General features: G+C 59.1%; 21 protein-coding genes. All 21 read left to right on the top strand.

Annotated elements, in window-relative coordinates:
• Position 1: 1 nt before the first annotated feature.
• Positions 2 to 1723 (top strand): flagellar hook-length control protein FliK, encoded by a 1722-nt coding sequence (locus F4555_RS09085; RefSeq protein WP_115325737.1) that lies wholly within the window; start codon positions 2 to 4, stop codon positions 1721 to 1723.
• Positions 1724 to 1833: 110 nt separating this feature from the next.
• Entirely contained in the window at positions 1834 to 2814 is a 981-nt protein-coding gene (locus F4555_RS11470; RefSeq protein WP_221413454.1) for a flagellar hook capping FlgD N-terminal domain-containing protein, read from the top strand.
• 35 nt (positions 2815 to 2849) lie between these two features.
• The gene (locus F4555_RS09075; RefSeq protein ID WP_115325738.1) at positions 2850 to 4268 is read left to right on the top strand and encodes a flagellar hook protein FlgE; all 1419 of its coding nucleotides are present in this window, start codon (positions 2850 to 2852) and stop codon (positions 4266 to 4268) included.
• Positions 4269 to 4409: 141 nt separating this feature from the next.
• Positions 4410 to 4682: a flagellar FlbD family protein gene (locus F4555_RS09070; protein ID WP_115325739.1), complete on the top strand. Its 273-nt coding sequence runs from the start codon at positions 4410 to 4412 to the stop codon at positions 4680 to 4682.
• 3 nt (positions 4683 to 4685) lie between these two features.
• Positions 4686 to 5465 (top strand): motility protein A, encoded by a 780-nt coding sequence (locus tag F4555_RS09065; RefSeq protein WP_115325740.1) that lies wholly within the window; start codon positions 4686 to 4688, stop codon positions 5463 to 5465.
• A 90-nt stretch (positions 5466 to 5555) separates the two neighbouring features.
• Positions 5556 to 6533 (top strand): OmpA/MotB family protein, encoded by a 978-nt coding sequence (locus F4555_RS09060; protein ID WP_115325741.1) that lies wholly within the window; start codon positions 5556 to 5558, stop codon positions 6531 to 6533.
• Between the two features lie 79 nt (positions 6534 to 6612).
• The gene (locus F4555_RS09055; RefSeq protein WP_115325742.1) at positions 6613 to 7197 is read left to right on the top strand and encodes a flagellar basal body-associated FliL family protein; all 585 of its coding nucleotides are present in this window, start codon (positions 6613 to 6615) and stop codon (positions 7195 to 7197) included.
• 89 nt (positions 7198 to 7286) lie between these two features.
• Positions 7287 to 8210: a flagellar motor switch protein FliM gene (locus F4555_RS09050; protein WP_115325743.1), complete on the top strand. Its 924-nt coding sequence runs from the start codon at positions 7287 to 7289 to the stop codon at positions 8208 to 8210.
• Complete coding sequence (gene fliN, locus F4555_RS09045) at positions 8207 to 8953, top strand: flagellar motor switch protein FliN (protein WP_004572184.1); 747 nt, start codon at positions 8207 to 8209, stop codon at positions 8951 to 8953. The genes F4555_RS09050 and fliN overlap by 4 nt, the downstream gene beginning before the upstream one ends.
• Before the next feature lie 9 nt (positions 8954 to 8962).
• A complete protein-coding gene (locus F4555_RS11360; RefSeq protein WP_260399999.1) occupies positions 8963 to 9097 on the top strand; it encodes a hypothetical protein in 135 nt (44 codons plus the stop codon).
• A gap of 12 nt (positions 9098 to 9109) precedes the next feature.
• Positions 9110 to 9793: a flagellar biosynthetic protein FliO gene (locus F4555_RS09040; RefSeq protein WP_115325744.1), complete on the top strand. Its 684-nt coding sequence runs from the start codon at positions 9110 to 9112 to the stop codon at positions 9791 to 9793.
• Positions 9790 to 11388 (top strand): flagellar type III secretion system pore protein FliP, encoded by a 1599-nt coding sequence (gene fliP / locus F4555_RS09035; protein ID WP_115325745.1) that lies wholly within the window; start codon positions 9790 to 9792, stop codon positions 11386 to 11388. The genes F4555_RS09040 and fliP overlap by 4 nt, the downstream gene beginning before the upstream one ends.
• 11 nt (positions 11389 to 11399) lie before the next feature.
• On the top strand, positions 11400 to 11672 hold the full coding sequence (locus F4555_RS09030; protein WP_004013731.1) for a flagellar biosynthetic protein FliQ: 273 nt from the start codon (positions 11400 to 11402) through the stop codon (positions 11670 to 11672).
• A 10-nt stretch (positions 11673 to 11682) separates the two neighbouring features.
• Positions 11683 to 12432: a flagellar biosynthetic protein FliR gene (locus tag F4555_RS09025; RefSeq protein WP_255312848.1), complete on the top strand. Its 750-nt coding sequence runs from the start codon at positions 11683 to 11685 to the stop codon at positions 12430 to 12432.
• On the top strand, positions 12429 to 13550 hold the full coding sequence (locus F4555_RS09020) for an EscU/YscU/HrcU family type III secretion system export apparatus switch protein (protein ID WP_115325747.1): 1122 nt from the start codon (positions 12429 to 12431) through the stop codon (positions 13548 to 13550). The genes F4555_RS09025 and F4555_RS09020 overlap by 4 nt, the downstream gene beginning before the upstream one ends.
• Before the next feature lie 137 nt (positions 13551 to 13687).
• Complete coding sequence (flhA, locus tag F4555_RS09015) at positions 13688 to 15775, top strand: flagellar biosynthesis protein FlhA (RefSeq protein ID WP_004013734.1); 2088 nt, start codon at positions 13688 to 13690, stop codon at positions 15773 to 15775.
• Positions 15750 to 17099 carry a hypothetical protein gene (locus F4555_RS09010; protein ID WP_004014133.1) on the top strand — a complete coding sequence of 450 codons (1350 nt, stop codon included), beginning with the start codon at positions 15750 to 15752 and terminating at the stop codon, positions 17097 to 17099. Before flhA ends, F4555_RS09010 begins: the two co-directional genes overlap by 26 nt.
• A 201-nt stretch (positions 17100 to 17300) precedes the next feature.
• A complete protein-coding gene (locus F4555_RS09005) occupies positions 17301 to 18827 on the top strand; it encodes a phosphoribosylamine--glycine ligase (RefSeq protein ID WP_115325748.1) in 1527 nt (508 codons plus the stop codon).
• Between the two features lie 167 nt (positions 18828 to 18994).
• Complete coding sequence (gene tmk, locus F4555_RS09000) at positions 18995 to 19735, top strand: dTMP kinase (RefSeq protein WP_115325749.1); 741 nt, start codon at positions 18995 to 18997, stop codon at positions 19733 to 19735.
• Positions 19732 to 21144 (top strand): DNA polymerase III subunit delta', encoded by a 1413-nt coding sequence (locus F4555_RS08995; protein ID WP_255312849.1) that lies wholly within the window; start codon positions 19732 to 19734, stop codon positions 21142 to 21144. The genes tmk and F4555_RS08995 overlap by 4 nt, the downstream gene beginning before the upstream one ends.
• Before the next feature lie 32 nt (positions 21145 to 21176).
• Positions 21177 to 22751, top strand: coding sequence for an alpha/beta hydrolase (locus tag F4555_RS08990; protein WP_115325751.1), 1575 nt, complete (start codon positions 21177 to 21179; stop codon positions 22749 to 22751).
• Positions 22752 to 22888: the final 137 nt, after the last annotated feature.

Below are 22888 nucleotides of genomic sequence, written 5' to 3'. Positions count from 1 at the left end.
CATGATTCAAAACCAGGTTCACAATCCGCCAGCTAAGCCGAATCCCGTGGGGGCGGCGGTGTCCGGTCACAATTCGAGGTCAGGGGATACGACGGCTTTCGAGTCCTTGATGAGCGCTTTGGCAAGCGAGGCTCGTTCAAGTGGCGTGATATTTAATTCTGCCCCGGCTTCACGAGGTGCCATCGCGGGTCGCGAGCCGTTTGCTCCACCGACATCCAGCCGGGATTCCGGGGTACCCAGCCCGGCTGAGCTAGCGGCGCGCGCGGCGGATCGGGCCGCCACGAAACCCAGGGTTAAACCGGTAAGAACCACCCCCAAGCCCGCCGCCCGCCCGGAGGCTACCCGGGTGGAGTCCCGCGAGAATCCGCCGACCCTGACCGCGAAATCCAGCCCGGAACCCCGCAAACCCCAGCGGAGAGATAACGCTAAAACCCCGAAATCCGAGGGGGACACCGCCCCGAATTCCATGGATAATACGGGCAATCCGGCGGTGAGCGGTACAGGTGGGGAAACCGGGTCGAAGCCCGGGGTGAATCCCAGCGCTGTTGACCCGCAGGCAACCGCCACCCCGGTTACCGAGGCAGAGGTTCAGGCGCTGGAACAGAGCCTCGCGGCGGAACTTTCCGGAAACCCGGGCGTGGCCAGCCAAACTCAGGGGGAGAGCCCGGTTGCCCAGATGGCACCTCGTGCCGAGGAAACCGTAGCGACGCCAACGGAAGCCCCCGTTGCGGCTCAACCCGCCCCAAGCATGCCTGTCGCGAGCGAATTCCCTGCCAACACCGCCGCCTTGGCCGCCTTGAGCGGCGAAGCCCCGGCCGAAGCGAAAACCCCCGCGATGGACGGACAGGCCTTGATGCGCGACATCCTGGCGAGCATCGCGAACCCCTCTACCAGCGAGCTGCCGGTTGAGGGCTTGGCCGAGGCGGTTTCCCCCGGGGAAAAAGCCGGGGTTCCCGGTGCCACCGGTGAGGTCGGAGCTCATGAGGCGCCAACCCCATGGCCGGATGCAGTCAATAATTTCGGCGGGGTTTTGGCCGGGCAATCCACCGGCAGTACGGCGGCGGGTTTTGCCCCGATGAACTTGGCTAGCCTAGAGTCAGAGGTCAGCGCGGCGGGAACCAGCCAGACGGCGGGGGCGAATGTGTCGGGGGTTTCCGGGAATGCGATGGCGGGAACGCCTGTGGCCGCGCCCGCCCCGCTGGCTGGCTCGGCGGCACCCGCAGCCGTGAATCCCAGTGCGCCGACCTATGCCCCGAATTTGCCGGGGCAGGTTTTCGACCAGTTGCAGCATCATTTGGGGCGTCTGCGCGCCCTGGGCGAGGGGATACACCAGTTAAAGCTGGCGATTAAACCCGAGGCTTTCGGGCCGGTGCGTGTGGCCGTGAACTTCCAGGCTGATGGCTCGGTGCAGTTGCAGCTGTTGGGAGCCAACGAGGCCGCCAGGGATCAATTACGCCAGGCTTTGGGGGAAATCCGGCGGGATTTGGCCTCTACGGGCTTGAACGCGCAGCTTGACCTCGCGCAGTCAGACCAGCATTTCGCCCAGTTCACCCAAGCGGGTCAGGACGGACAATCCGGGGCGCGCGGCGAGGGCGGCGCGTCGGGTTCACGCGGTGGGGGCGCGGGCGATCCGGAGGGGGGCTCCGAGATTGGCGAGAGCGCACCCCGAGTGGGGGATATTTTGAAGGACGGCTCGGATGGATCGGTGGATATGTATACCTAAGTTTTAGGATGGGCGGATTGCCCGGCGGAGCCGGGGAATCCCGGATAGAATCGCAGGAAGCGGATTAGGAACCAGGACGATATCAGGAAACCATAGCTAGAGGAGGAAAGATGCCAGTAGATGCAGTGGGAAGCGGAGCGGGTGGAGCTACGGCTGCCGCCGCGCAGGCCTTTAATAAAGCCCCCAGCGTGGATAATTACTCTATCGGCGCGAATGCCAAGAAAAAGGCCGAAGCCGAGACCTTGGCGACGAATAAAAAACTCACGGACAGGGAAAAAGCAGCCTTGTTCCTTAAGAAAATGAACGAGGGTCAGCGCACCGACAAGGCGCAGACCAAGAAGGAAGACCCCACGAAGCTGGGTAAGGATGACTTCATGAAGCTGCTGTTGGCAACCTTGAAGTATCAAGATCCCACCCAGCCGATGGATACCGCGCAGTTGCTGGAGCAGACCTCTACCATGACTAACATGGAACAGATGATCCAGATGACCGAGGCCTCCAAGCGAGCCTATGAGGCGCAGCAGCGGGTCCAGGGCGCTTCGATGGTGGGGCGTACTGCCGTCTATGACCTGATTGACGACGAGGGTAACGCCAAAACTACCGCCGGGAAGGTCGACGCGGTCGAGTTCCTGGCCGAGGGCAAGGTGCTGGCGCATATTGGCGACAAGAAAGTCAAGATGGAAGACATTCTGGGTATCGCCGACCCGACCGAGGGCGAGACGGATTTGGCTAAGGCCATTGCGAAAGCCCTGCGGGAACAAAACCAGGATAAAAAGACCGGGAAGGCCGGGAAAACCGGTGAAGTCGGGAAAACTGGCGAAACCGGCAAACCCGGGGAAACTGGCGAAACCGGCAAGTCCGGCGAAACCGGCAAGAGTGCTGCGGCGGGGACGCCGGGTAGCTCTACGGGGGCTGCGGGGACACCAGGTGCCGTTGGTTCCGCCGGGGGTTCTGGGGTTCATGAGGCGCCAGCCGCCACGGCGGGCACCACCCTGGGTTCCACCCCCACGGCGGCCGCGAGTGCGGCCGCGGGAACTAGCAATCGGAAACCAAGCGCCACCGGAGTTGGCGTAAGTAACACTCAGGCATGAGGCCTGGCAACACATAACCAGAGAGGAAAAGAAAAATGTTACGTTCACTGTTTACCGGAATCTCGGGTCTGAGTGTGCACCAGACCATGCTCGACGTGACCTCGAACAATATCGCCAATGTGAATACCACCGGGTTCAAGAGTGCCTCCACCCGGTTCGAGGACACCTTTAGCCAGTTGGTGAGATCCGGGGCGGCGCCGCGACTCAACGAGCGCGGCGGCATGAACCCCGCCCAGGTGGGACTGGGGGTGAAACTGCAGTCCATTACCAATAACTTTACCGGGGGCGCGGCGCAAAACACGGGGCGCAACCTGGACACCATGATTAATGGCGACGGCTTCTTTGTGCTAAAGAAAACCAATGGCACCCAGGTGTACACCCGCAACGGGTCATTCGGCTTGGATGCCCAAGGCCAGGTCGTCGCCGCCGACGGTTCCTTTGTCCAAGGCTGGATGGCAGATAAGAAAGGAAAAATTAGTGCGTCGGGACAGACTCAAAATCTTGTCCTGCCACTGACTCAAACTTTTGAAGCCAATCCTACAAAGAAGATTACCTATGGAGGGAATCTACCCGCTGACAAAGTTTGGATTGATCCTTCCCCTAATAAGAGAGCCGATGAGGACAACGCCTTCATGGTAACCCAAACCCTGACCGTTTATGACGACAAAGGTGACCCGCATAATGTTTTGCTTAAATTTGAGCGCTCGGATTCCAAAGCGCCAGGCGTGAAACCTAAATGGAAAGTTATGGCTTACGATGCTGAGGCATATAAACATCTCACTAAAAAAGCGGAACGTGATACAGAGATTACAGCAGGTGACGACCAGAAGGGTGCGGCCTATAAGTTGAAGTACAACGGAAAAGAAGCGACCTCTTTCGAGATTGAATTCGAAACGGATGGAACACTCAAAGAGGATACCAAGAAGCTACTCAAGAATGTAGAGTTCAAGGTGATGCAGGCAAAAGTGACTGCTGATAAAAAACTCGCTGTAAAAGATGGCGTTGCAGCAAATCCAATAACAATGGATTTATCCGCGTTGACCGGTTATGCGGGCGTGAATAGTGCCCAGTATGAAACTATTGACGGTAACTCCGCTGGTACCTTGACTGGGTTTGGGGTGGAAGCCGATGGGACGATTCGCGGGACTTTCTCCAATGGGGATACCCGAGCCTTGGCAAAGATTGCCACCGCCTCGTTTTCGAACCCGCTGGGGCTCGAGAAGGCCGGAGCCTCATATTTTGTGGAGTCCGGGAACTCGGGGCAACCGCAAATCGGGGAGCCTGGCAGCGGTACTCGTGGGGCCATGACCGGCGGAGCCATCGAAATGTCGAATGTCGACCTCGCGGCCGAGTTCACGAACCTGATTTTGTCCCAACGCGGATTCCAGGCCAATACCCGGGTGATTACCACCTCGGACGAAATCCTGCAGGAATTAGTCAGTATGAAGCGTTAAGCCTAAAGGCTGTTAGAGCCCGCCGGGCTTTAACAGCCGCCGGGTTTTGGGGTTTCCGGAATTCCGGAAACCCCAAAACCCACCCGCAACTCATGAACCCGTAACACAATAAACCCAGCACCAACCGAAAGGAGGCCGATAATGATAGCCCTCAAAAGACTAGGCGGCTCCGAGTTTGTTTTGAACGCGGACCTAATCGAGCGCGTCGAATCAGCCCCCGATACCATAATTGTTATGGTCGATGCCACCAGGTATATCGTGGAACAATCAGTGACCGAAGTTATAGAGTTAATTCGCGAAGACCGCGCACGCCTGCTGGCACGCGTCGAAGAACTCATTCAAGAAGACAACCAAAAAACCACTGCCCCAGTGCAACTCTCGGTGGCGTACTCATCACCAGGGAAGGAAGAGTAAACAATGGATCCCGCATCAATCATCGGCATGGTCGGCGCTATGGTCGCCGTGGTCGCCATGCTCTATATGGAAGGCTCGCATTTGACCTCCATCCTGTTGCCGCCCCCCATGATTCTGGTGTTCGGCGGTACCATCCTGGCAACCATGGCCACCTTTACCATGAAAGACTTCGTCTATGCGTTCTCGCGATTCCCCAAAGGACTGACCGCGAAACTGCCCGACCCCACCGAAGCCATCGACACCATCGTGTCCCTGTCCGAAAAAGCCCGGCGCGAAGGCCTGCTGGCCTTGGAAGACGCCGCCAAAGGCATCGACGACACCTTTATGCGTGAAGGCCTGATGAGCGCCATCGACGGGATGGATCCCGAAGAACTGCGCGAAATGCTGGGCGACAAAACCGAAGCCAAAAAAGAATCCGACAAAGGCGCCTACGAATGGTTCAAACAAGCCGGCGGGTATTCCCCGACCATTGGCATCATCGGTACCGTGGTATCCCTGGTACACGTATTGACCAACCTGTCCAACCCCGAAACCCTCGGCCCCATGATTGCCTCTGCCTTCGTCGCGACCCTGTGGGGGCTGCTTTCCGCTAACATGATTTGGCTGCCGATGAGCGGACGCCTGCAGCGTATCAGCCAACTCGAAATCGCGCGAATGGAAATCATTACCGAAGGCCTGATTAGTCTGCAATCCGGGGCGAACCCGCGCCAGGTAGGCGAACGCCTGCGGTCCTTGATACCACCCAGCCAGCTCAAGGCCGGGAAAGAAGGAAAGGCCGCCTAAGCGGGATAACGCCCCTGGTTTTGGCTAGCGCCTCATGAACCCGAAAATAAACCCAAACCACACCCCAAAGTAACCGAGAGGAGGAACCCAATGGCGAAGAAAAAACACGAGTGTCCCGAACCGGAAAACACCGAACGCTGGGCGGTGTCCTATCTGGACATGATTACCGTCATGATGTGCCTCTTCCTGGTGCTCTATGCCATCTCGCAAGTCGATTCCGGGAAACTGGCGAAACTGAGTAAATCGCTGGCAGCCGGGTTCAACCAGAGCCTGCAAGTCGTCAGTCCCCTGCACACCACCAGCGGGCTGGGGTTGCTGTCCGGGTCGACCTCTGCGGTGAACCTGGGATCCATGATGGGAAACGACACCACCACGGCCGCCGGACAGCCCGAACGCATCCAGGCCATGGCGGAAGCCAGCCACCTTAACCAAATCAAGCAACAGGTGGAACAAGCCCTGGCCTCTGCCGGACAAACCGGAGCGCTGCAGATGCGCATCACCGAAAAAGGCCTGGTGCTGGGGATGGTGGCCAGTGATACGTACTTTAAACCGGGGGACGCCGAGGTGCAACCTACCGCCCAAGCCGTGTTGGCGGCACTCGCCCCCGTATTGGCCGGCACTCCCGAAGATGTGGCTATTGAAGGCTACGCCGACCCCAATCCACAGTATTCCGCGAAATACCCTTCTAACTATCACCTGGCTGCCGGGCGTGCTATCGAAGTGTTAATTCACCTTAGAAGCGGTGGGGTTCCAGGCTCGAAACTGCGTACCATTTCCTATGGCGCGGATCACCAAACCCAGGTAGAGGCCGGACAGGATGCCTGGTCACTGAACCGGCGTGTCGACATCGTGATTATGTCGCGAGCCAAGGACTCGGTACGCGCTATGCTGCCCGAGGCAGCCAAACAGCTGTCGCAAGGCCTGCCCCAGGCACCCACTGGTCCCCAGGCACCCCAGATAGGATCGAAAGCGGGTGGCGGCGGGAATGCCCCCGAAACCAGCGGAACCAGCAACCAGACCGGCAAGAACGGGGGCACTTTGCGTTCGGAAGTTCGCACAGTGAACTAAGGTCAATGGTAGTCTTTATAGTATTAAGTTGGCGTTTCGCCAACAATCCAAAGCCGCACGTCGGGGAGGGAGATTAAATATGCCAGTTGGAGTTGGAGCTAAACCAGCCGGTGGGGCAGCCAAGTCGGCCGCCCCCGCCAAACCAGCCGCGCCACCCAGCGCGCCTCCCGCCGGATCGGAAGGCAAAAAAGGTGGACCAATTAAACTAATCATCGTTATCGTCGTGGTGGTGGTGCTGCTGGTATCCCTGGCAGTGGGAACCCTGTTCCTGTTGAAAGCCCTGGGAATCCTGGGTGGCGGCGGCGGTGGGGAAGGCCAAGCCGAACCCACCCCCATCAAAACCGAATTGAAGATGGGAACCGTCACCGTATCCACCGGTGAACCGCTGAACGTGAACCTGGCTGATGGCTTCCTGTCCTTCCAGGCCACACTGTATTTCGACGAGTCCATCACCGCCGAAGGCCACAGTGGGGATTTGGATGCCTCGCCGGCGCGGGCGGTTGCCTTGAACCTGTTCAAGGGCATGAAGAAGGAAGAACTGGACAAACCCGGGGCGATACAGGAACTGGAAAAGAAGTACCTGGATTCAATCAATAAGGAAATGATTCCGCCCTATGATGGCCACGTGGTTCAGGTGCGGTTCACTACCTTTGCCTATCAATAGGAAGCGATTCGTTTTGGGTAATGTGGAGTTCTGATTTCGTTTGCATTTATGCCAACGGATTGAACATTCATAGATAAGCTGGAAGACATATGGCAAAGCAAAGTAAGGCTGACCGCGCTGCGGAGGCGAAGGTTTACGATTTTAGTAAACCTATGAAGCTGCCGCGCGAGTATGCGCGGATTATGGAGCTGGCTCTGGAAGCCTTTACGCGCTCTTGGATAAACCAGTTGGTGGGGCGACTCCACGTGGTTATCACCGGAAGCGCGGGTGATTTGGTGATGCGTTCCTATGACGACTACATCGCGAAAATGCCTTCTACCACCTGTATGGTGATTATGGATTTCCAAAGCGGGCGCAACAAGGGAATCTTGCAGTTCCCGCGACAAACCGCCCTGGCTTGGGTCGATCACCTTTTGGGGGGTCAAGGCGATATCGAATCCACCCCCGACCGGCAGCTAACCGAAGTCGAGGTTTCGATTCTGTCCGACTTCCTTAAACGTGTCATGACGGATTTGGATATGGCCTTTGCGGGGATGCTGCCGCTGGAAACAAAATTGTTGAACCTGGAATATGCTCCCCAGTTCGTCCAGGCCTATGACGGATCCACCCCGATACTGTTTGCTCCCATCACTTTAACCACCGGCGAACACGTCGACGATTGTTCGATTATGATGCCGGTAGCCATGATTACCGATGCCATCCACAAGGGTGACGCGAATGCGGATACCCGCTCGGAGGAACAAAAACGCGAGGCCGCGATTATGCGTCAACGCCTGGTGGATAATCTCGAAGAAATTCCCGTCGAGGTGGCGGTGCGTTTTTCGCGGCGCAAGATTAACCCTCGTGAACTCGATGGTTTGGCGGTGGGCGACACGTTGCCCTTGATTCACCCCACTTCGCGTCCCCTGGATTTGATGGTCGATGATTTGATTTTGGCCGAAGCGGCGGCGGGAACCTCGGGATCCCGACTGGCCGCCATGGTGGTTTCCGTTAACAAAGGAGAAAAGAAATGACTCTGACGCCCTTACAGGTATTGGATGCGGCTCGCGCCGCAATTCCTCTGTTACCCTCGACCACCGAGCTTAGTGCTTCGTCCTGGGAAACCGGCGATCCCCTGCCCGCTGCGGGTGCTCCCGCTGTTATCGCCACGCTTTCGGCTGAAACCTCGATGCAGGTTATGCTGGCGGTCTCGGATCCGATAGCCGAAGCCCTGGAGGGTGCCGAGGGCATGACCCCGGTGCAGGCGCTGGTTCCCGCGCTTGAAGCTGCGGCCGCCACCCTGGCTACGGGGGTGCTAGAAAACACCAGCCAAGCCAATGCGGCCGAACAATTAGCCGCCGGGGATTGGACGAGTGCCACCCTGGAAGCCGAAAACTCGGTGGAAGGCTGGCTGTCAGTGCGGGAAATCGCCGCTGGTGCCGCTGGTGCTCCGAAAAAAGAAGGGGAATCTGCGACCACGCCGCCGGCTTCCCAAGCCACTGCCACCGCAGAGCAGCGCGCGGAATCCATGAAGCTGCTCTATGACGTCGAGATGACCCTGACCGCCGAGATTGGCCGCACCAAGCTGGCAGTGCATGATGTGTTGGATCTTTCGCCCGGCTCGGTGATAGAGCTTGACCGTTCCGCCGGTTCCGCCGCCGACGTGATGGTCAACGGGCGCTTGATTGCGCACGGCGAGATTGTGGTTGTCGATGAAGAATACGGGATTCGTATTACAGAAATCGTGTCCCTGGCGGAACAACAGAATCGGCAATAGTCACGCCGGGTGGGGTTTCGGGCGGCTTCACGAGGTGCCATCCCGGATATCCGGCTTTCCCCCGGGTTGCGCCCCGGTTTAGGATTCCGGGGGCGACCAAGACTGGGCGGGGCGGGGGTGGAGCCACCCCCTAAGGAAGCATGAAAGGAGGGGCAGATGGAAACAGCGTTGCTGCTGGTCGCGAGCGAGTCTAAACGCCTCGATTCCGGCCCTGACCCTTTGACCGTGATGGTGCGTTTCCTGGTGGGCATCGCGGTCGTGTTTCTGGCCATGTGGCTGTTGTACCGGTGGGCGAAACATTCGAGCCTGGGGGAATACGAAGGCCCGGGTTTGCGACTGGTTTCACGCTTGGCCTTGAGTCGATCCGCGCAAGTCGCGGTGGTGGAAATCGGGGGGCGCATGTTCCTGGTGGGAGCCGGGGATTCAACGGTGACCCCCATTGCGGAACTCTATGACACCGAGGAAATGGCTGCGGAACTGGAATCCCAAGCGGCAACAGCGGCTGCCCGCGCCGAGGCACAAGGCCGGGAAGCTGTGAAACGCCCCTTTGGCCAGGTTTTAGCCAAATTCAGTCGGAAAGCCGCCGCGAGTGAAACAATGGTGGCCGGTAAACCCAGCGGTAAACCCGGTGGAAAACCCGGTGGCACGACGGTTGGCAAGCTGCGAACCCCGCCGGGCGCTACGCCGAGCCAAGAAATCGTGTCCCGGTCGAAACCGGTGACTCGTCCCCGCCCCGAACCAGTTGAACCTGCTAGTATTAGCGAGGCACAGATGGATGCGCTGGCCGCTCAAATCGCCGCCGAATTCGGGGGACGACCGAGATCCGGGGGTGCGTCATGAGTGATTTCAGTTGCCACCCTCGTTCGCGCGAGGCTTCCTTGCGGGAATTCCAGGAATGGCAGACGCGACGGGAGGCACGTCGCGTCCAAACAACACAGCGACGGGAGGCACGTCGCGTCCAAACAACCCAGCGACGGGAGGCACGTCGCGTCCAAACAACCCAGCGACGGGAGGCACGTCGCGTCCAAACAACCCAGCGACGGGAGGCACGTCGCGTCCAAATAGCACAGCGACGGGAACGCCGCCAGGCCATAACCCAGGAACTGTGCCGCCAACAATTCGCCACCACCGCCCGACGCTTACAACGCCTGGGATTCCGGGTGGATATGCCCCTCGATTTCACCCGCGACACCCTGGCTCCGGCGGGGGATTATAGTTCCATCACGCCGCAATTTAGTGCGGAAAGTCGAGGATACGAGCCGGCACCTCATGCGGTCGGCCAAACCCCCACCGCCAACAACCCGGCCGACAGCTCTCGTTTCGGTTTCGGCTTGGCGCGCCGCGAGTGGTCGCCCGTCCAGTGGCGCAACCGCTTGAAACTGGCGGTGGCGTGGTTCCTGGCGGTTATTGCGCTGTTCGCGGGCTATTTGACGCTGCCGGGAGCGGTGGCCACGGGGGTGCCTCCCGTGGCGTCGCCAGCCGTTCATGAGGCGCCATCCGGAATCCCGGCGGGGGTTGATTCCCGCCCCGCTGGAATGCAAATGGCACCTCGTGAAGCCGTGGCCACCACCCCGAACACCAGCCTTGCGAACGTGGCCAACGTGACCAGCCAGACCGGTATCACCGCCGCCAGCGCCAACGCCGCCACAGGCATCGCCCCCGGTGCTGCCGACCCCAATCGCAACCCCAATCGGGGCACCAACCAACAACAACAACGCAACCCCAATCGGGGCGGACCCGAATCACCCACCCCCCCGGCCAACCCCCCAGACCCCGGAATCGGGGTACAACTGATTGGTTTCGACAAGAAACCCACCACCACCGTCTTGGTGTTCCTGCTGATAACCGTGCTGTCGGTCGCGCCGAGTCTGTTGTTGATGATGACCTCTTTCACCAAGATTTTTATTGTTTTGGCGATGGCACGCAACGCTTTGGGCTTGAACCAGATTCCCCCCACCCAAGTCCTGTCGGGACTCGCGATTTTCCTGTCACTGTTCATTATGGCACCCACCGTTAACACCCTGTGGACCGACGTGGTGCAACCCCTGACGGACGGAAAAATCGAGGTGCAAGAAGTATTCAAGCTGGGCGAAAAACCCTTCCGGGACTTTATGGGGCCGCTGACCCGCGAAGAAGACATCGCCTTGATGACCCGCGCCGCGAACCGCCCCAACCCGGAAAGCCTGGATAAAACCCCATTTACGACCCTGGTGCCGGCGTTTATGATTTCGGAAGTACGCTCCGCCTTCATTATCGGCTTTGTTGTGTTCATTCCGTTCCTGGTGATTGACCTGGTGGTGGGCGCGGCCTTGATGAGTATGGGCATGATGATGCTGCCGCCTGTCATGGTGTCCCTGCCGTTTAAAGTGTTGCTGTTCGTGATGGTCGACGGGTGGGGCATGCTGACCCAGACCCTGATTGGGACATACCGGTAAGGGAGTGGGCTGTGAATTCCGCTGCGGTTTTGGATTTGGCGTTGACCGCCATGATTATGGGCGCGAAACTGGCCGCACCCGTGCTGATAACCTCGCTGGTGGTCGGCTTTGTGATTTCCCTGTTCCAGTCGATTACCCAAATCCAGGAAGTCACCCTGACCTTTGTGCCGAAAACCATCGCGGTGGGGATCGCCCTGTATATTTGCGGGTACTGGATGTTGCAAACGATGGTGAACACGACCCTGGACATGATGGCGCGCATTCCGCATTTGTTGAATTCATGAGGTGCCAATCGTGATAACGATACACCTCGGATTCCTTACCGCTTTCATGTTGGCCTCAATCCGGGCCACCGTGTTTCTGGTTTTTTGTCCGCCGTTTTCCAACCGGGCATTTTCCGGGCGAATCAAGGCGATGCTCGGAGCTGGGTTGGGGTTGGCCTGCACGCAACGCATCGGACCGGTAGCACAAACAGATTTCTTTGTGGTGGAATGCGTAATCCAGGCGTTTATCGGATTTTCCATGGCGCTGATGGTGCGGATTATCCTCGCCGCCATCCAGATGGCCGGTTCTTTGCTGGACCTCGAAGGCGGTTTCGCGATGGCGCAAGCCTTTGACCCCTTGACAATGACAAACCAAGCCACTTTCGGGCGGGTCTATGAACTGACCGCTATGGCACTACTGTTCACCACCAACGGGTATCAACTGTTGATTATGGGCTTGGCACGGTCTTTTACCGCGATGCCACCGGGGATGATGTTCGACATGTCGAACTATGCCGAACGCTTGGTCTATCGCTTCGCGGAACTAACCATGTCCGCCCTGGAGATTGCCGGGCCGCTGCTGTTGGTGTTGTTCCTGACCGATATGGGCATGGGGCTGTTGACCAAGGTGGCGCCGGCCATGAACGCCTTTACCCTCGGTTTCCCCTTGAAAATCATGGTCACCGCGTTCTTCGCACCGGCTATTATGGTGGTGTTGCCCCAGCTGGTGGTGAAACTGGTTGACGTGGCGGTCAAATCCTGGACGGGGGTGATTCTGTGAGCGATTCCGGGGAAAAGACCGAAAAGGCCACCCCGCATCACCTTAAGAAGGTTCGCGAGGACGGTGGCCTGCAAAAATCCCAAGACCTGACCGGGTGGATATCGCTCGCGGCCGGGGCAGCTTTACTGCCCAGCCTGATGGATACGGCCGGACACAATGGGCGCGAACAAATTGCGGCGGTTCGGGAACTGGCCAACGGGGTATCTATGACCGAGATTCTGGGTTTCCTGGGGCAATCCCTGCAGGGGGTATTGTGGACGTTGCTGCCGTTCATGCTGGCCATCATGCTGGTGGCGGTGTTGGTGAACATCATTCAAGGTAAAGGCGTATTTCCTTCGGCCAAACACCTTAAACCGAAACTGCAAAATCTCAATTTAGTCAAGGGTGTCAAGAAAATCGCTGGGGTGCAAGCCCTGTGGAACGGGTTGAAAGCGCTGCTGAAAACCGTAGCGGTGGGGGTGGTGTTGTACCTGATTATTTCCGGGGTGATGGAGATAATGGGAGCCGCTGGGCACATGTCGGGTCGAGACCTGGTTAACTATGGCACGGATAAAATGTGGCTGCTGATTTGGGCCTCGGTTATCGCCGGGATAGTGGTTTCCATTCTGGATGCGTTGTTTATATTCAAGAAAAACCAGAAGCAAACCAAGATGTCTAAACAAGAAGTCAAAGAAGAATACAAACAGCAAGAGGGCGACCCGCAAATCAAGTCCCAACGGCGTTCGCGTGCCCTGCAGATGAGTCGCAACCGGATGATGAACGACGCGGCTGAGGCCGATGTGGTGGTGGTTAACCCCACCCACTACGCAGTGGCCTTGAAATACGAACCCGGACAAGGCGCCCCGAAAGTCGTCGCGAAAGGAGTCGACCATCTGGCATCACGAATCCGCGAGATAGCCCTGGACAACCGGGTGCCCATGGTTGAAGACGTGGCCTTGGCTCGAACCCTGTATTCCACAGCTGAGATTGGCGTGGAAATCCCCGAGGAACTCTATACGGCCGTAGCCCAAGTCCTGGCCTTTTGTTTACTGCTTAAAAAACGCGGTGCCCGGGGAGGAATACATAAGATGCCGCAGGACTTGTTTGCCCAAATGGCACCTCGTGACCCCGAAAACTAAGACAAAACGTAACCCCAAAGACCCTGGTGACCCACGATATACTAAGAAACACAAAAAGATAGACGATAATAGAAATGTCCGACCCGGATATGGGATGGCGCAATCGCGGGCGGACATTTCCGTAAAGGGAGACTGGTTTGAAGTTCGATTTCAAGATGCTCTCGAGGCTGGCGATGCCAATAGGCGTGGTCGGCATCGTTATGCTGCTGGTTTTCCCCCTGAAACCCTGGCTGATAGACATCCTGTTCGTCTTGTCGATTATGCTGTCCATGATTGCCCTGTTGACCACCATGTTCGTGGAAAAACCGCTGAATTTCTCGGTGTTTCCGACCCTGGTGCTGGTGGCGACCCTGTTCCGGCTGGGGTTGAATATCGCTTCGACCCGGCTGATTCTGACCCCGGGATCGGGGGGTGGTTCGGGCAAAGCCGGGCAAGTTATCGAAGCCTTCGGTACCTTCGTAGTCGGCGGAAACTTCGTGGTCGGCATGGTTGTGTTCATCATCCTGGTGATTATTAACTTCGTGGTAATCACCAACGGTGCCGGGCGGGTCGCCGAAGTCGGGGCGCGTTTCACCCTGGACGCGATGCCCGGTAAACAGATGGCGATTGACGCGGATTTGAACTCTGGGCTGATAGACGAGGAAACCGCCCGGGCGCGCCGAGCCGAGATTGCTTCCGAGGCCGACTTTTACGGAGCCATGGATGGTGGTTCCAAATTCGTCAAAGGCGATGCGATAGCCGGTATCGTCATCACGATTGTGAACCTGATAGCTGGGTTCATTATCGGGATGGCAATCGAAGGCATGAACGCCACCGATTCCATTGCGACCTATTCCCAGTTGACCGTCGGCGACGGGCTGGTCTCGCAAATTCCGTCCCTGTTGATGAGCCTTGCGACCGGTGTGATTGTCACCCGCTCCAAGGACTCCCCCGAAGGCGGCATCGGCGGGGACTTTACCAAACAACTGTCCCAATCGTTTTCCGCCCTGATGATTGCGGGTATCGCCGCGATTCTGATGGGACTGGTGCCGGCCATGCCGAAACTGCCGTTCCTGGTAGTCGGTGCCCTGCTGGTATTCGGGGGATGGAAACAACTGAGCGCCTTGAAACGAGCTGAAACCGAAGAAGAGGTGATGGTCGAGGAAGACGAAACCAAACCAGCCGGGGAAACCCCCGAACAGCTAATCGAACAAATGCGGGTGCCGGCTCTCGAAATTTTGCTGTCCCCCGACTTGATTGACTTGGTGGGCGCAAATACGGATACGGATTTGCTGGCGCGGGTGCGCGGCTTGCGCCGTAAAGTCGCCCTGGAATCCGGCTTCGTGTTGCCCCCCGTGCGCACCCGCGACTCGGTGGATTTGCCGGTTTCCACCTATGTGATTCGCATGTCCGGGGTGGAAGTCGGGCGGGGCATCGCCCCACCCGGCAAGGTTTTAGCGCTGGGCGACGCGCTGGATGATTTGCCCGGGGATTTGACCCAGGAACCCGTGTTTGGGCTGGCTGGAAAGTGGATTCCCGTCGAACTGCGCTATAACGCGGAGCTAAGCGGCGCCACCGTCGTCGACCGGGTGTCGGTGTTGATTACCCACTTGAGCGCTTTGGTGTCCGAAAACGCCGCTAGGTTGCTGTCACGCGAAGACGTGCGAATCCTGGTAGACGGAGTGCGCCAAACCAACCCTTCGGCCGTCGAGGAGCTGATTCCCGCGATGCTGTCCCTGGGTGAAGTGCAAGTCGTGTTGCAAGGACTGCTCGAAGAACAGGTGCCCATCCTGGATTTGCCCCGTATCTTCGAGGCACTGTCGGTGCGCGCCAAACAAACCACCGACCCCGAACAGCTGATTGAGGCCGCCCGGGCGGAACTGGGACCATCCATCGTGTCGAAGTACGTGATGGAAGGCGTATTGCGGGTTATCACCCTGGATCCCATGTTTGAACAATCCCTGTTGGAAACCGTGCGACCGGGGGACGAAGGCTCGCAGCTGGCCTTGGATCCCGACCGGATGGAGGACTTTTTGAACCAAACCCGCGAAGTTACCGAGCAAGCCGAGCAATCCGGTTTCTCGGTTGTTTTGGTTTGTGCGCCTGTCTTACGCCCGGCGCTTAGAAAACTTGTTAACCTGGGTATAGCGCGCCTGCCGGTGCTGTCCTACACCGAGGTTTCAGGAGCGAAAGTAATGATCGAGACGATGGGAACAATAAGTGGCAGCCACGCGATATCTGGTTGAAGGCGACCGCCTGGACGTCCTCATTGGCCAGGTGAAACGAATGGGGCGTCGCGTTACCGTGCTTAAAGCGGAAAAGGTCCGCAAAGGCGGTCTGGCCGGCGTGTTCTCGAAAGAACACTACGAGGTACTGGTCGAAGTCGAAGGGGTCGGCGAGCCCCCCGAACAGTTCTCTAATGCCACCGCCACCGCCACCGCTGCGCCCGCGCGTCCCCGACACCGCACTTTGTCCGAACAAGCCCAGGATGCCGGGTTTTTTCGCAAAAAACACGTCGCGAAAAGTACCCGTTCAGATGGGGACGGCTCCGGTGGGTTAGAGGTGGGGGACACGGCCGCATTAGGTGCCAGCCCGGATGCCAGCGACTCTGGGTCGGGAACTGACCAAAAAGACGAAGGCCTGCGGAATTTATTGAACGAAGCCCGATCCCAGCTAGATTCGGGCACCGAAGCGGCGGCCGCCGATTTGGAAGCCCAACTGGCCGCGATGGGAATCAGCCAAACACCCCCGGTGGCACCTCATGAATCCGCCCCCAACCCCGCGACCAACCCCAGCGGCCTGCGGTCTGGCGCCACGATGATGGACGCGCGGCTGCAAGGCGTGGCCGCCCCCGGACGCAGCGGATTAGCCACCCCGCGCCCGGTCATCAATCATTCGCCCGCCGCCCAGCGTATCGCGACGGAACAAGCCACGAAACTGGGATTCCCCTCGGAATTGTTGGCCGAAATGCCCGTGGACGGCTCGACGGAAATCGATATTGATGATTTTGTGGCCGCCCTGCCGCAACCCGTGGAATTGCTGGAAAAACCCGGATCCACGATTGTGGTTATTGGGGCGGCGCCAATCGCCCTGTCCGTGGTGGAAACCGCGCAACGCCTGGCTGGGAGGTTGGGCGACGAAGGGTATTGCGTGCTGGGCGGGCCGAAAACCACCCTGCCGGGCAAAGCCTTGCGGGCACGTTCCGCCGAGGAACTGCGCCGGATAATGGACGAGCGACCCGGGCAAACCTGTGTGCTGGCGCTGGCGGATTCCCTGATAGAGGCGCATCGGCGCACCATGAGCAAACTGATTTCCATGATTTATGTCGACCAAACCTGGGCGGTGGTCGACGGGCGGTCGCCACTGGAAAAGATTCAATCCTGGTTGAAAGGCTTGCCCGATGCCCTGCACCCCGACACGCTGGCAGTGCAACGGATTTGGGAGGCCGAGCGCCCCGGGGAGCTGTTCGAGATTGGCGTACCGATTGGGATGCTAGATGGGGTACCAGCACGCGGCGAGGCCTGGAAGATGCTGTTGGAAGATATTCTGGGGTCGGGCGAAAAAGAATAGCCTATGCTATCTTAAACGAAGTTTCGCCCCGGGGTTTTCAAGTGGCGATATTGGAAGCTTCGTGGTTATCCGCATTAACCCGATGCGGTTTTTGGTCGCCGATCTGGTCAAAGGATGCGCGGGCGGTGCCGAGACTTACGACGACCCCGGGCTGGGATGGTAATTTTTCGACCCCTGTATTTCCAAGGCTAAACTAAAGGGGTGAAGGTTTTACTCTTGGGATCTGGGGGGCGCGAACACGCCCTGGCGCGCGCTATTGCCGCCTCGAAGCAACTGTCTGAACTGGTGATAGCTCCGGGGAATCCCGGCACGGCTGCCCTGGGTCGCAATGTGGCCTTGAACCCGAGCGACCCCGAGGCCGTGCTCGCGCTGAGCCAGGAAATCGCCGCTGACCTGGTGGTTATCGGCCCGGAGGCGCCCCTGGTCGCGGGGGTGGCAGACACCCTGCGTGCCGCTGGTTTCGCGGTGTTCGGTCCATCTCGCGCCGCCGCCCAGTTAGAAGGCTCCAAGGCTTTTGCCAAAGAGGTCATGACGGCAGCCGGAGTTCCCACCGCTGCGGGCGTGGCTTGTAGCACGTTGGCGGAAGCTCGCGCGGCGCTGCAACGTTTCGGGGCACCCTACGTGGTGAAACAAGATGGTTTGGCCGCCGGCAAAGGCGTGGTCGTGACCGAGGATTTCGCGACCGCGCTGCAACATGCCGCCGCCTGTATTGACGCGGCTTCATTAGGTGCCAGCCGAGAATCCGGCGCCACGTCCACACCCGAGGTGGCGCCTCATGAAACGGGGTCGACCAGCGGCACCGCGCCCGCCGCGTCGCCGGCGGTAGTGATAGAAGAATACTTGGACGGGCCGGAGGCCTCGGTGTTTTGCCTGTGCGACGGGGAAAACGTCGTGGCGTTGCCGCCCGCCCAGGACTACAAACGCGCCCGCGACGGGGGCGAGGGGCCGAATACCGGCGGGATGGGGGCGTACTCCCCACTGCCGTGGGCGCCGCCTGACCTGGAACAACGCACTGTCGAGGGGATAGCGCGCCCGGTTTTGGCCGAGATGGCGCGGCGTGGCACGCCATTTGTGGGGCTGCTGTATGTTGGGCTGGCGTTGACTTCGCGCGGACTGCGGGTTGTGGAGTTCAATGTGCGCTTTGGAGACCCGGAAACTCAGTCGGTTTTAGAACGGGTCGAGTCGGACTTGCTGGCTTATCTGTGGGCGGCGGCCACGGGTTCATTAGGGGCCATGCCCGAGTTACAGATCAGTGCCGAAGCGGTGGTCAACGTAGTGCTGGCGGCTCCCGGCTATCCGGGAACCCCGCAGGTCGGCGGGGTTATCACCGGCTTGGACGCGGGGTGCGGGATGCCGGGGGTGCATGTGATTCACGCGGGAACCCGGCTGGCACCTCGTGAACCCGGGGCGAGTGGGGCAAACGGCGTGAACGGGGCGGACGGGACGATCGAGGCCAGCGGGGTCGTAGCTTCTGCGGCTGGCCAGATGGAACCCAGCAAGGCAAGCGGCACAAACCAAACGGTAGCCCGTAAACCTGCCGCTGCGGTTCCCGGTGCCGACAGGCGCCCTTTGACCAGCGGCGATGCCCTGGTTTCGAGCGGCGGACGGGTGCTCTCGGTGGTAGCGCGCGGGAGCGACTTGGAGGCAGCTCGCGAGCGCGCGTACGCGTTGATGGCGAAAATCCACCTGGAAGGCGGGCATTTCCGCCACGATATTGCTGCTTTATAGGGTCGTGGACACATAAGCGTCTTTAGGATATCTTGATATCGAGATAAGCCCCTGACCTGGGGTTTTGTCGGCGCATTACCGTATCAAAAGGGCTTGTGTGTCCATGACAGGCGTTGCGGGCATTCCCAGATGCTCAGTTATAGAGAGCCCCTTGTTAGACTGGATTCATGTCATTTAGTGAAGCGCTGGGAATGGGGGAATTCCGCCCCAATACCAAGGTCGATTTCGGGAAAATCGTCGAGGTGCGCTCGACTCGCGGTGCCTTTGTCGCCTTCGAAGGCACCGACGGCGTGGGCAAATCCACCCAAATTAAACTCGCCGCTGACTGGGTCAAAACCCGGGGCTGGGAAGTGGTTACTACCCGCGAACCGGGCGGTACAAATCTGGGGCGACAGCTACGGGAACTCCTGTTGGAGGCCGGGGAAACCACCGTTTGCGAGGGACAGGTCGCACCGCGCGCCGAAGCCCTGCTGTTCGCCGCTGATCGCGCCCAGCATGTGGCGGAACTGATAGTCCCGGCGCTCAATGCCGGCAAAGTCGTTATCAGCGACCGATTCATGGCCTCGTCCGTGGCCTACCAAGGACAAGGCCGGGATCTAGGGCCAAAAGAAATCCGGGATTTATCCCTGTGGGCTACGGGAGGTTTGACCCCAAACCTGACGGTACTGTTGGATCTGGATCCCGAAATCGCCTGGGAGCGTCAACAAAACGACGAAACCCGGGTTTCCCCCGACCGGATGGAAGGCGAAGGCCTGGAATTTCAACGCAAAGTCCGAGCCCGGTTCCGGCGCCTGGCCGAAGAAAACGAGACCTGGATGGTGGTGGACGCGAGTCTGGCGCCAGAGGAAATCGCCGCTCAAGTGCGGCTCCGCCTGGCGAGCGTTCTGCCGATTATGAAATCGTGGTGAAACTTGTGAACGAACAATACGCGGTTAGTCCCGGCGGGGGGGTTTGGGCCGAGGTGGTCGCCCAACCCCGGGTCGTCGCGCAACTTTCCCGAGCCGCAAAGGCCGCGCGCGCCTTGATTGCCTCGGGTGGCTTAAATGACTCTGGTGACGCGGTTTCACGAGGTGCCATTAACTCGCTGGCACCTCATGAAACCACGACCCCCCTAAACCCCGAAACCGCCGCCGCCGGGGTCAAACCGACACCAGGAAGCGACGCGACCCCAAACCCGGGTGCGGACGCCAGCCAAGTAGCGCCCCCCGGAGTCAACCTGGCGGCAATGACCCACGCCTGGCTGTTCGTGGGACCACCCGGTTCAGGACGATCCGTGGCCGCCAAAGCCTTTGCCGCCGCGCTGGTCTGCGAACACCCGCGCGAAGCCGGCTGCGGGACATGCCGACAATGCGAGGCGGTGCGCAAAGGCATCCACCCCGATGTCACCGTGATGACCACCGAACTGGTCCAGGTCACCGTCGCGGAAGTGAAGGATTTAATCCGCGTCGCCTACCAGCGACCTGTGCGCGGGGCGTGGCGCGTCGTCATTGTCGAGGACTATGATCGGGTGACCGAGGCGAGCTCAAACGTGTTGTTGAAAGCCATCGAAGAACCCCCCGAACGCACCGTGTGGCTGCTGTGCGCCCCCAGTGCCTCGGCAGTGCTGCCCACGATTCGATCCCGGTGTCGCCTGGTGCAACTGGCCGTGCCCACCGCCTCGGCCGTGGCAGATTTGCTGGTGCGACGCGACGAAGTGGAAGACCCCGAACTAGCGGCGGCGGTGGCCGGGGAATCCGGGGCGCATATCGGGCGGGCACGCGCCCTGGCGAAAAACCCGGAATTGCGGGCGCGGCGGCTGCGGATGCTTGAAACAGTGGCGGGGATGCGCAGCGCCAGTGATGCGTGTTGGACGGCGGCAGCGCTGGTCAAATACGTCAGCCTCGAAGCCGGGGCACGGCAGGCCACCGACGATGAAGCCGAAAAGTCCGCGCTGTTGCGTTCCCTGGGGGTGAACCCCGACGACCCGGATTTTCACCCCACCCGCGAAGTGAAAGCTCAGCTGAAACGCCTGGAGGAAAGCCAGAAACGCCGGCACAAACGCCTGGAACTGGACACGTGGGATCGGCTGCTTGAAGACCTGGGCGGATTTTACCGCGACGCGATGGTGCTGGATTTGGGCGCCAAGACTGCCTTGCAAAACCAGGTATTGGAGCCTTTGATTCGCCGTTTCATAGCCCAAGGTAACGATGCCGAAACCAATATCGCCCGCCTGGAGGCGATTCGCCAGGCCAGATGGCACCTCATGCACAACGGACAACCCACCCTGACCATGGAAGCACTATGCCTCGACCTTACCGCGCACAAAAACGACGTATAGTGCAAAATAAGAGGGAAGACAGAAGGGAAACCATGAAACGAATCACCAAGACCTGGGTCGTCGCGACGGCCGCAGTTACCGCGCTGGGACTGGCCGGATGCGTGGCGCCACAACCGAAAGTAACCCCCACCAAGATGGCGATTCCCACCCAAACTGCCAGTTTGGAACCGAGCCTGGACGAGTTCTACAGCCAGAAACTCGATTGGAAGCCCTGCGAGGACGACGGGAAATTTGACTGCGTATTTTTGAAGGTTCCCCTTGACTATGACCATCCCACCGGGGAAAAAGCCGAAATTGCGATGAAACGCCTGGCAACCAAGAACCCCAATAAGCTTGGTTCTATTGTGATGAACCCCGGGGGACCTGGCGGATCCGGGATTGATACGATGAAACCGGATGCGGTGGCGTATTTCTTTACCCAGAGGGTACGGGATAACTACGATGTGCTGTCTTTCGATCCGCGCGGGGTTAACCACTCGAAGCCGCAGATTAAATGCCGCACCCCCAAGCAGCTAGACGAAGATAACGCCCGCTATATCGACACTTCCACCCCCGAGGGACGTGCTGAAAGTGTGGCTGACAGCAAGCTGTTGGGACAGCGGTGTCTCCAGAATTCCCCGGGGATTACCAAGTTTGCTTCCACCGCGAATGCGGCGCGGGATTTGGATATTATGCGCGCCGCCCTGGGCGATGAACGCCTGAATTACTTGGGGTATTCCTACGGGACGTACCTGGGCACGATTTACGCCGACTTGTTCCCCGAACGGGTAGGGCGTTTTATCCTGGACGGGGTGTTGGATGTCTCGGCGGATATCAACCAGGTAGCCACCGCCCAGGCCGCCGGATTCGAGAATTCGCTGCGCGAGTTTTCCCGGCAATGCCAGGAAAACCACCGCAAAGACTGTCCTTTGCGCGGGGGAACCGAGGCCGGATTGTCGCAAATCAAAACCCTGTTGGAGTCCCTGAAAACTTCGCCGCTGCCCACCAAAGGCGGGCGGGATTTGACCTTGCCGCTGGCTTTCACCGGGATTATTGGCAATATGTACAACCAGGCCTCTTGGTGGCAGTCTTTGATGCCGGCTTTGCACGCGGCGATACTGGATGGGGATGGCAGTGGTTTGCTGAATGCGGCGGATATGTACAATTCCCGGGAATCCGACGGCAGCTATAAGGATAATGGCGCGGATGCTTTTATGGTGATTAATTCCCTGGATTATGTGGCGGTGGGAACCGAAGCCCAGTGGGAAGAGGATGCCAAGAAGCTTGAAGCGGATAATCCCACGATTGGCAAGTTGTTTAGCTACCCGTCGCTGGGTTTGCAACAGTGGCCGGTGCCGGGGGACAAGACGGCGAAACGTCGGGTAAACCCGAAACTGGATGGGGATATTCTGTTGATTGGTACCACGGGGGATCCGGCCACGCCGCTTTCTATGGCGCAAAACGTGCGGGGGATGATGAGTCACTCAAAGTTGTTGACCGTGCAGGGTTGGAATCACACGGCTTATAACTCGGTGGCGCCCACCTGTGTGCGCAATATCGGGGATACATACCTGTTGACTGGCCAGGTTCCCACGGATCAGGACGGGACTTTCTGTAAGGTTTCTTAGGGTTGCGTTGGTTTTCGGGGTCGTTTGGTTTCGGCTTCATGAGGTGCCATCCGGATTTGCTGGCTGATTGTCTGCGGCTGGTTTATTGGGGATGAAATCAGGAAAATTTGGGATAGGACGGTTGATTTTAGGGCTGG

It is taken from the genome of Mobiluncus mulieris (assembly GCF_014204735.1).
GTDB classification, from domain to species: domain Bacteria; phylum Actinomycetota; class Actinomycetes; order Actinomycetales; family Actinomycetaceae; genus Mobiluncus; species Mobiluncus mulieris.
The sequence above is the reverse complement of the archived record's forward strand: the minus strand, read 5'-3'. Positions and strand labels throughout refer to the sequence as shown.

What these genes read in the sequence shown, in the direction of transcription:
- F4555_RS09085 (WP_115325737.1), top strand. Translation starts at nt 2, where the DNA reads ATGATTCAAAACCAGGTTCACAATCCGCCAGCTAAGCCGAATCCCGTG.
- F4555_RS11470 (WP_221413454.1), top strand. Translation starts at nt 1,834, where the DNA reads ATGCCAGTAGATGCAGTGGGAAGCGGAGCGGGTGGAGCTACGGCTGCC.
- F4555_RS09075 (WP_115325738.1), top strand. Translation starts at nt 2,850, where the DNA reads ATGTTACGTTCACTGTTTACCGGAATCTCGGGTCTGAGTGTGCACCAG.
- F4555_RS09070 (WP_115325739.1), top strand. Translation starts at nt 4,410, where the DNA reads ATGATAGCCCTCAAAAGACTAGGCGGCTCCGAGTTTGTTTTGAACGCG.
- F4555_RS09065 (WP_115325740.1), top strand. Translation starts at nt 4,686, where the DNA reads ATGGATCCCGCATCAATCATCGGCATGGTCGGCGCTATGGTCGCCGTG.
- F4555_RS09060 (WP_115325741.1), top strand. Translation starts at nt 5,556, where the DNA reads ATGGCGAAGAAAAAACACGAGTGTCCCGAACCGGAAAACACCGAACGC.
- F4555_RS09055 (WP_115325742.1), top strand. Translation starts at nt 6,613, where the DNA reads ATGCCAGTTGGAGTTGGAGCTAAACCAGCCGGTGGGGCAGCCAAGTCG.
- F4555_RS09050 (WP_115325743.1), top strand. Translation starts at nt 7,287, where the DNA reads ATGGCAAAGCAAAGTAAGGCTGACCGCGCTGCGGAGGCGAAGGTTTAC.
- fliN (WP_004572184.1), top strand. Translation starts at nt 8,207, where the DNA reads ATGACTCTGACGCCCTTACAGGTATTGGATGCGGCTCGCGCCGCAATT.
- F4555_RS09040 (WP_115325744.1), top strand. Translation starts at nt 9,110, where the DNA reads ATGGAAACAGCGTTGCTGCTGGTCGCGAGCGAGTCTAAACGCCTCGAT.
- fliP (WP_115325745.1), top strand. Translation starts at nt 9,790, where the DNA reads ATGAGTGATTTCAGTTGCCACCCTCGTTCGCGCGAGGCTTCCTTGCGG.
- tmk (WP_115325749.1), top strand. Translation starts at nt 18,995, where the DNA reads ATGTCATTTAGTGAAGCGCTGGGAATGGGGGAATTCCGCCCCAATACC.
- F4555_RS08990 (WP_115325751.1), top strand. Translation starts at nt 21,177, where the DNA reads ATGAAACGAATCACCAAGACCTGGGTCGTCGCGACGGCCGCAGTTACC.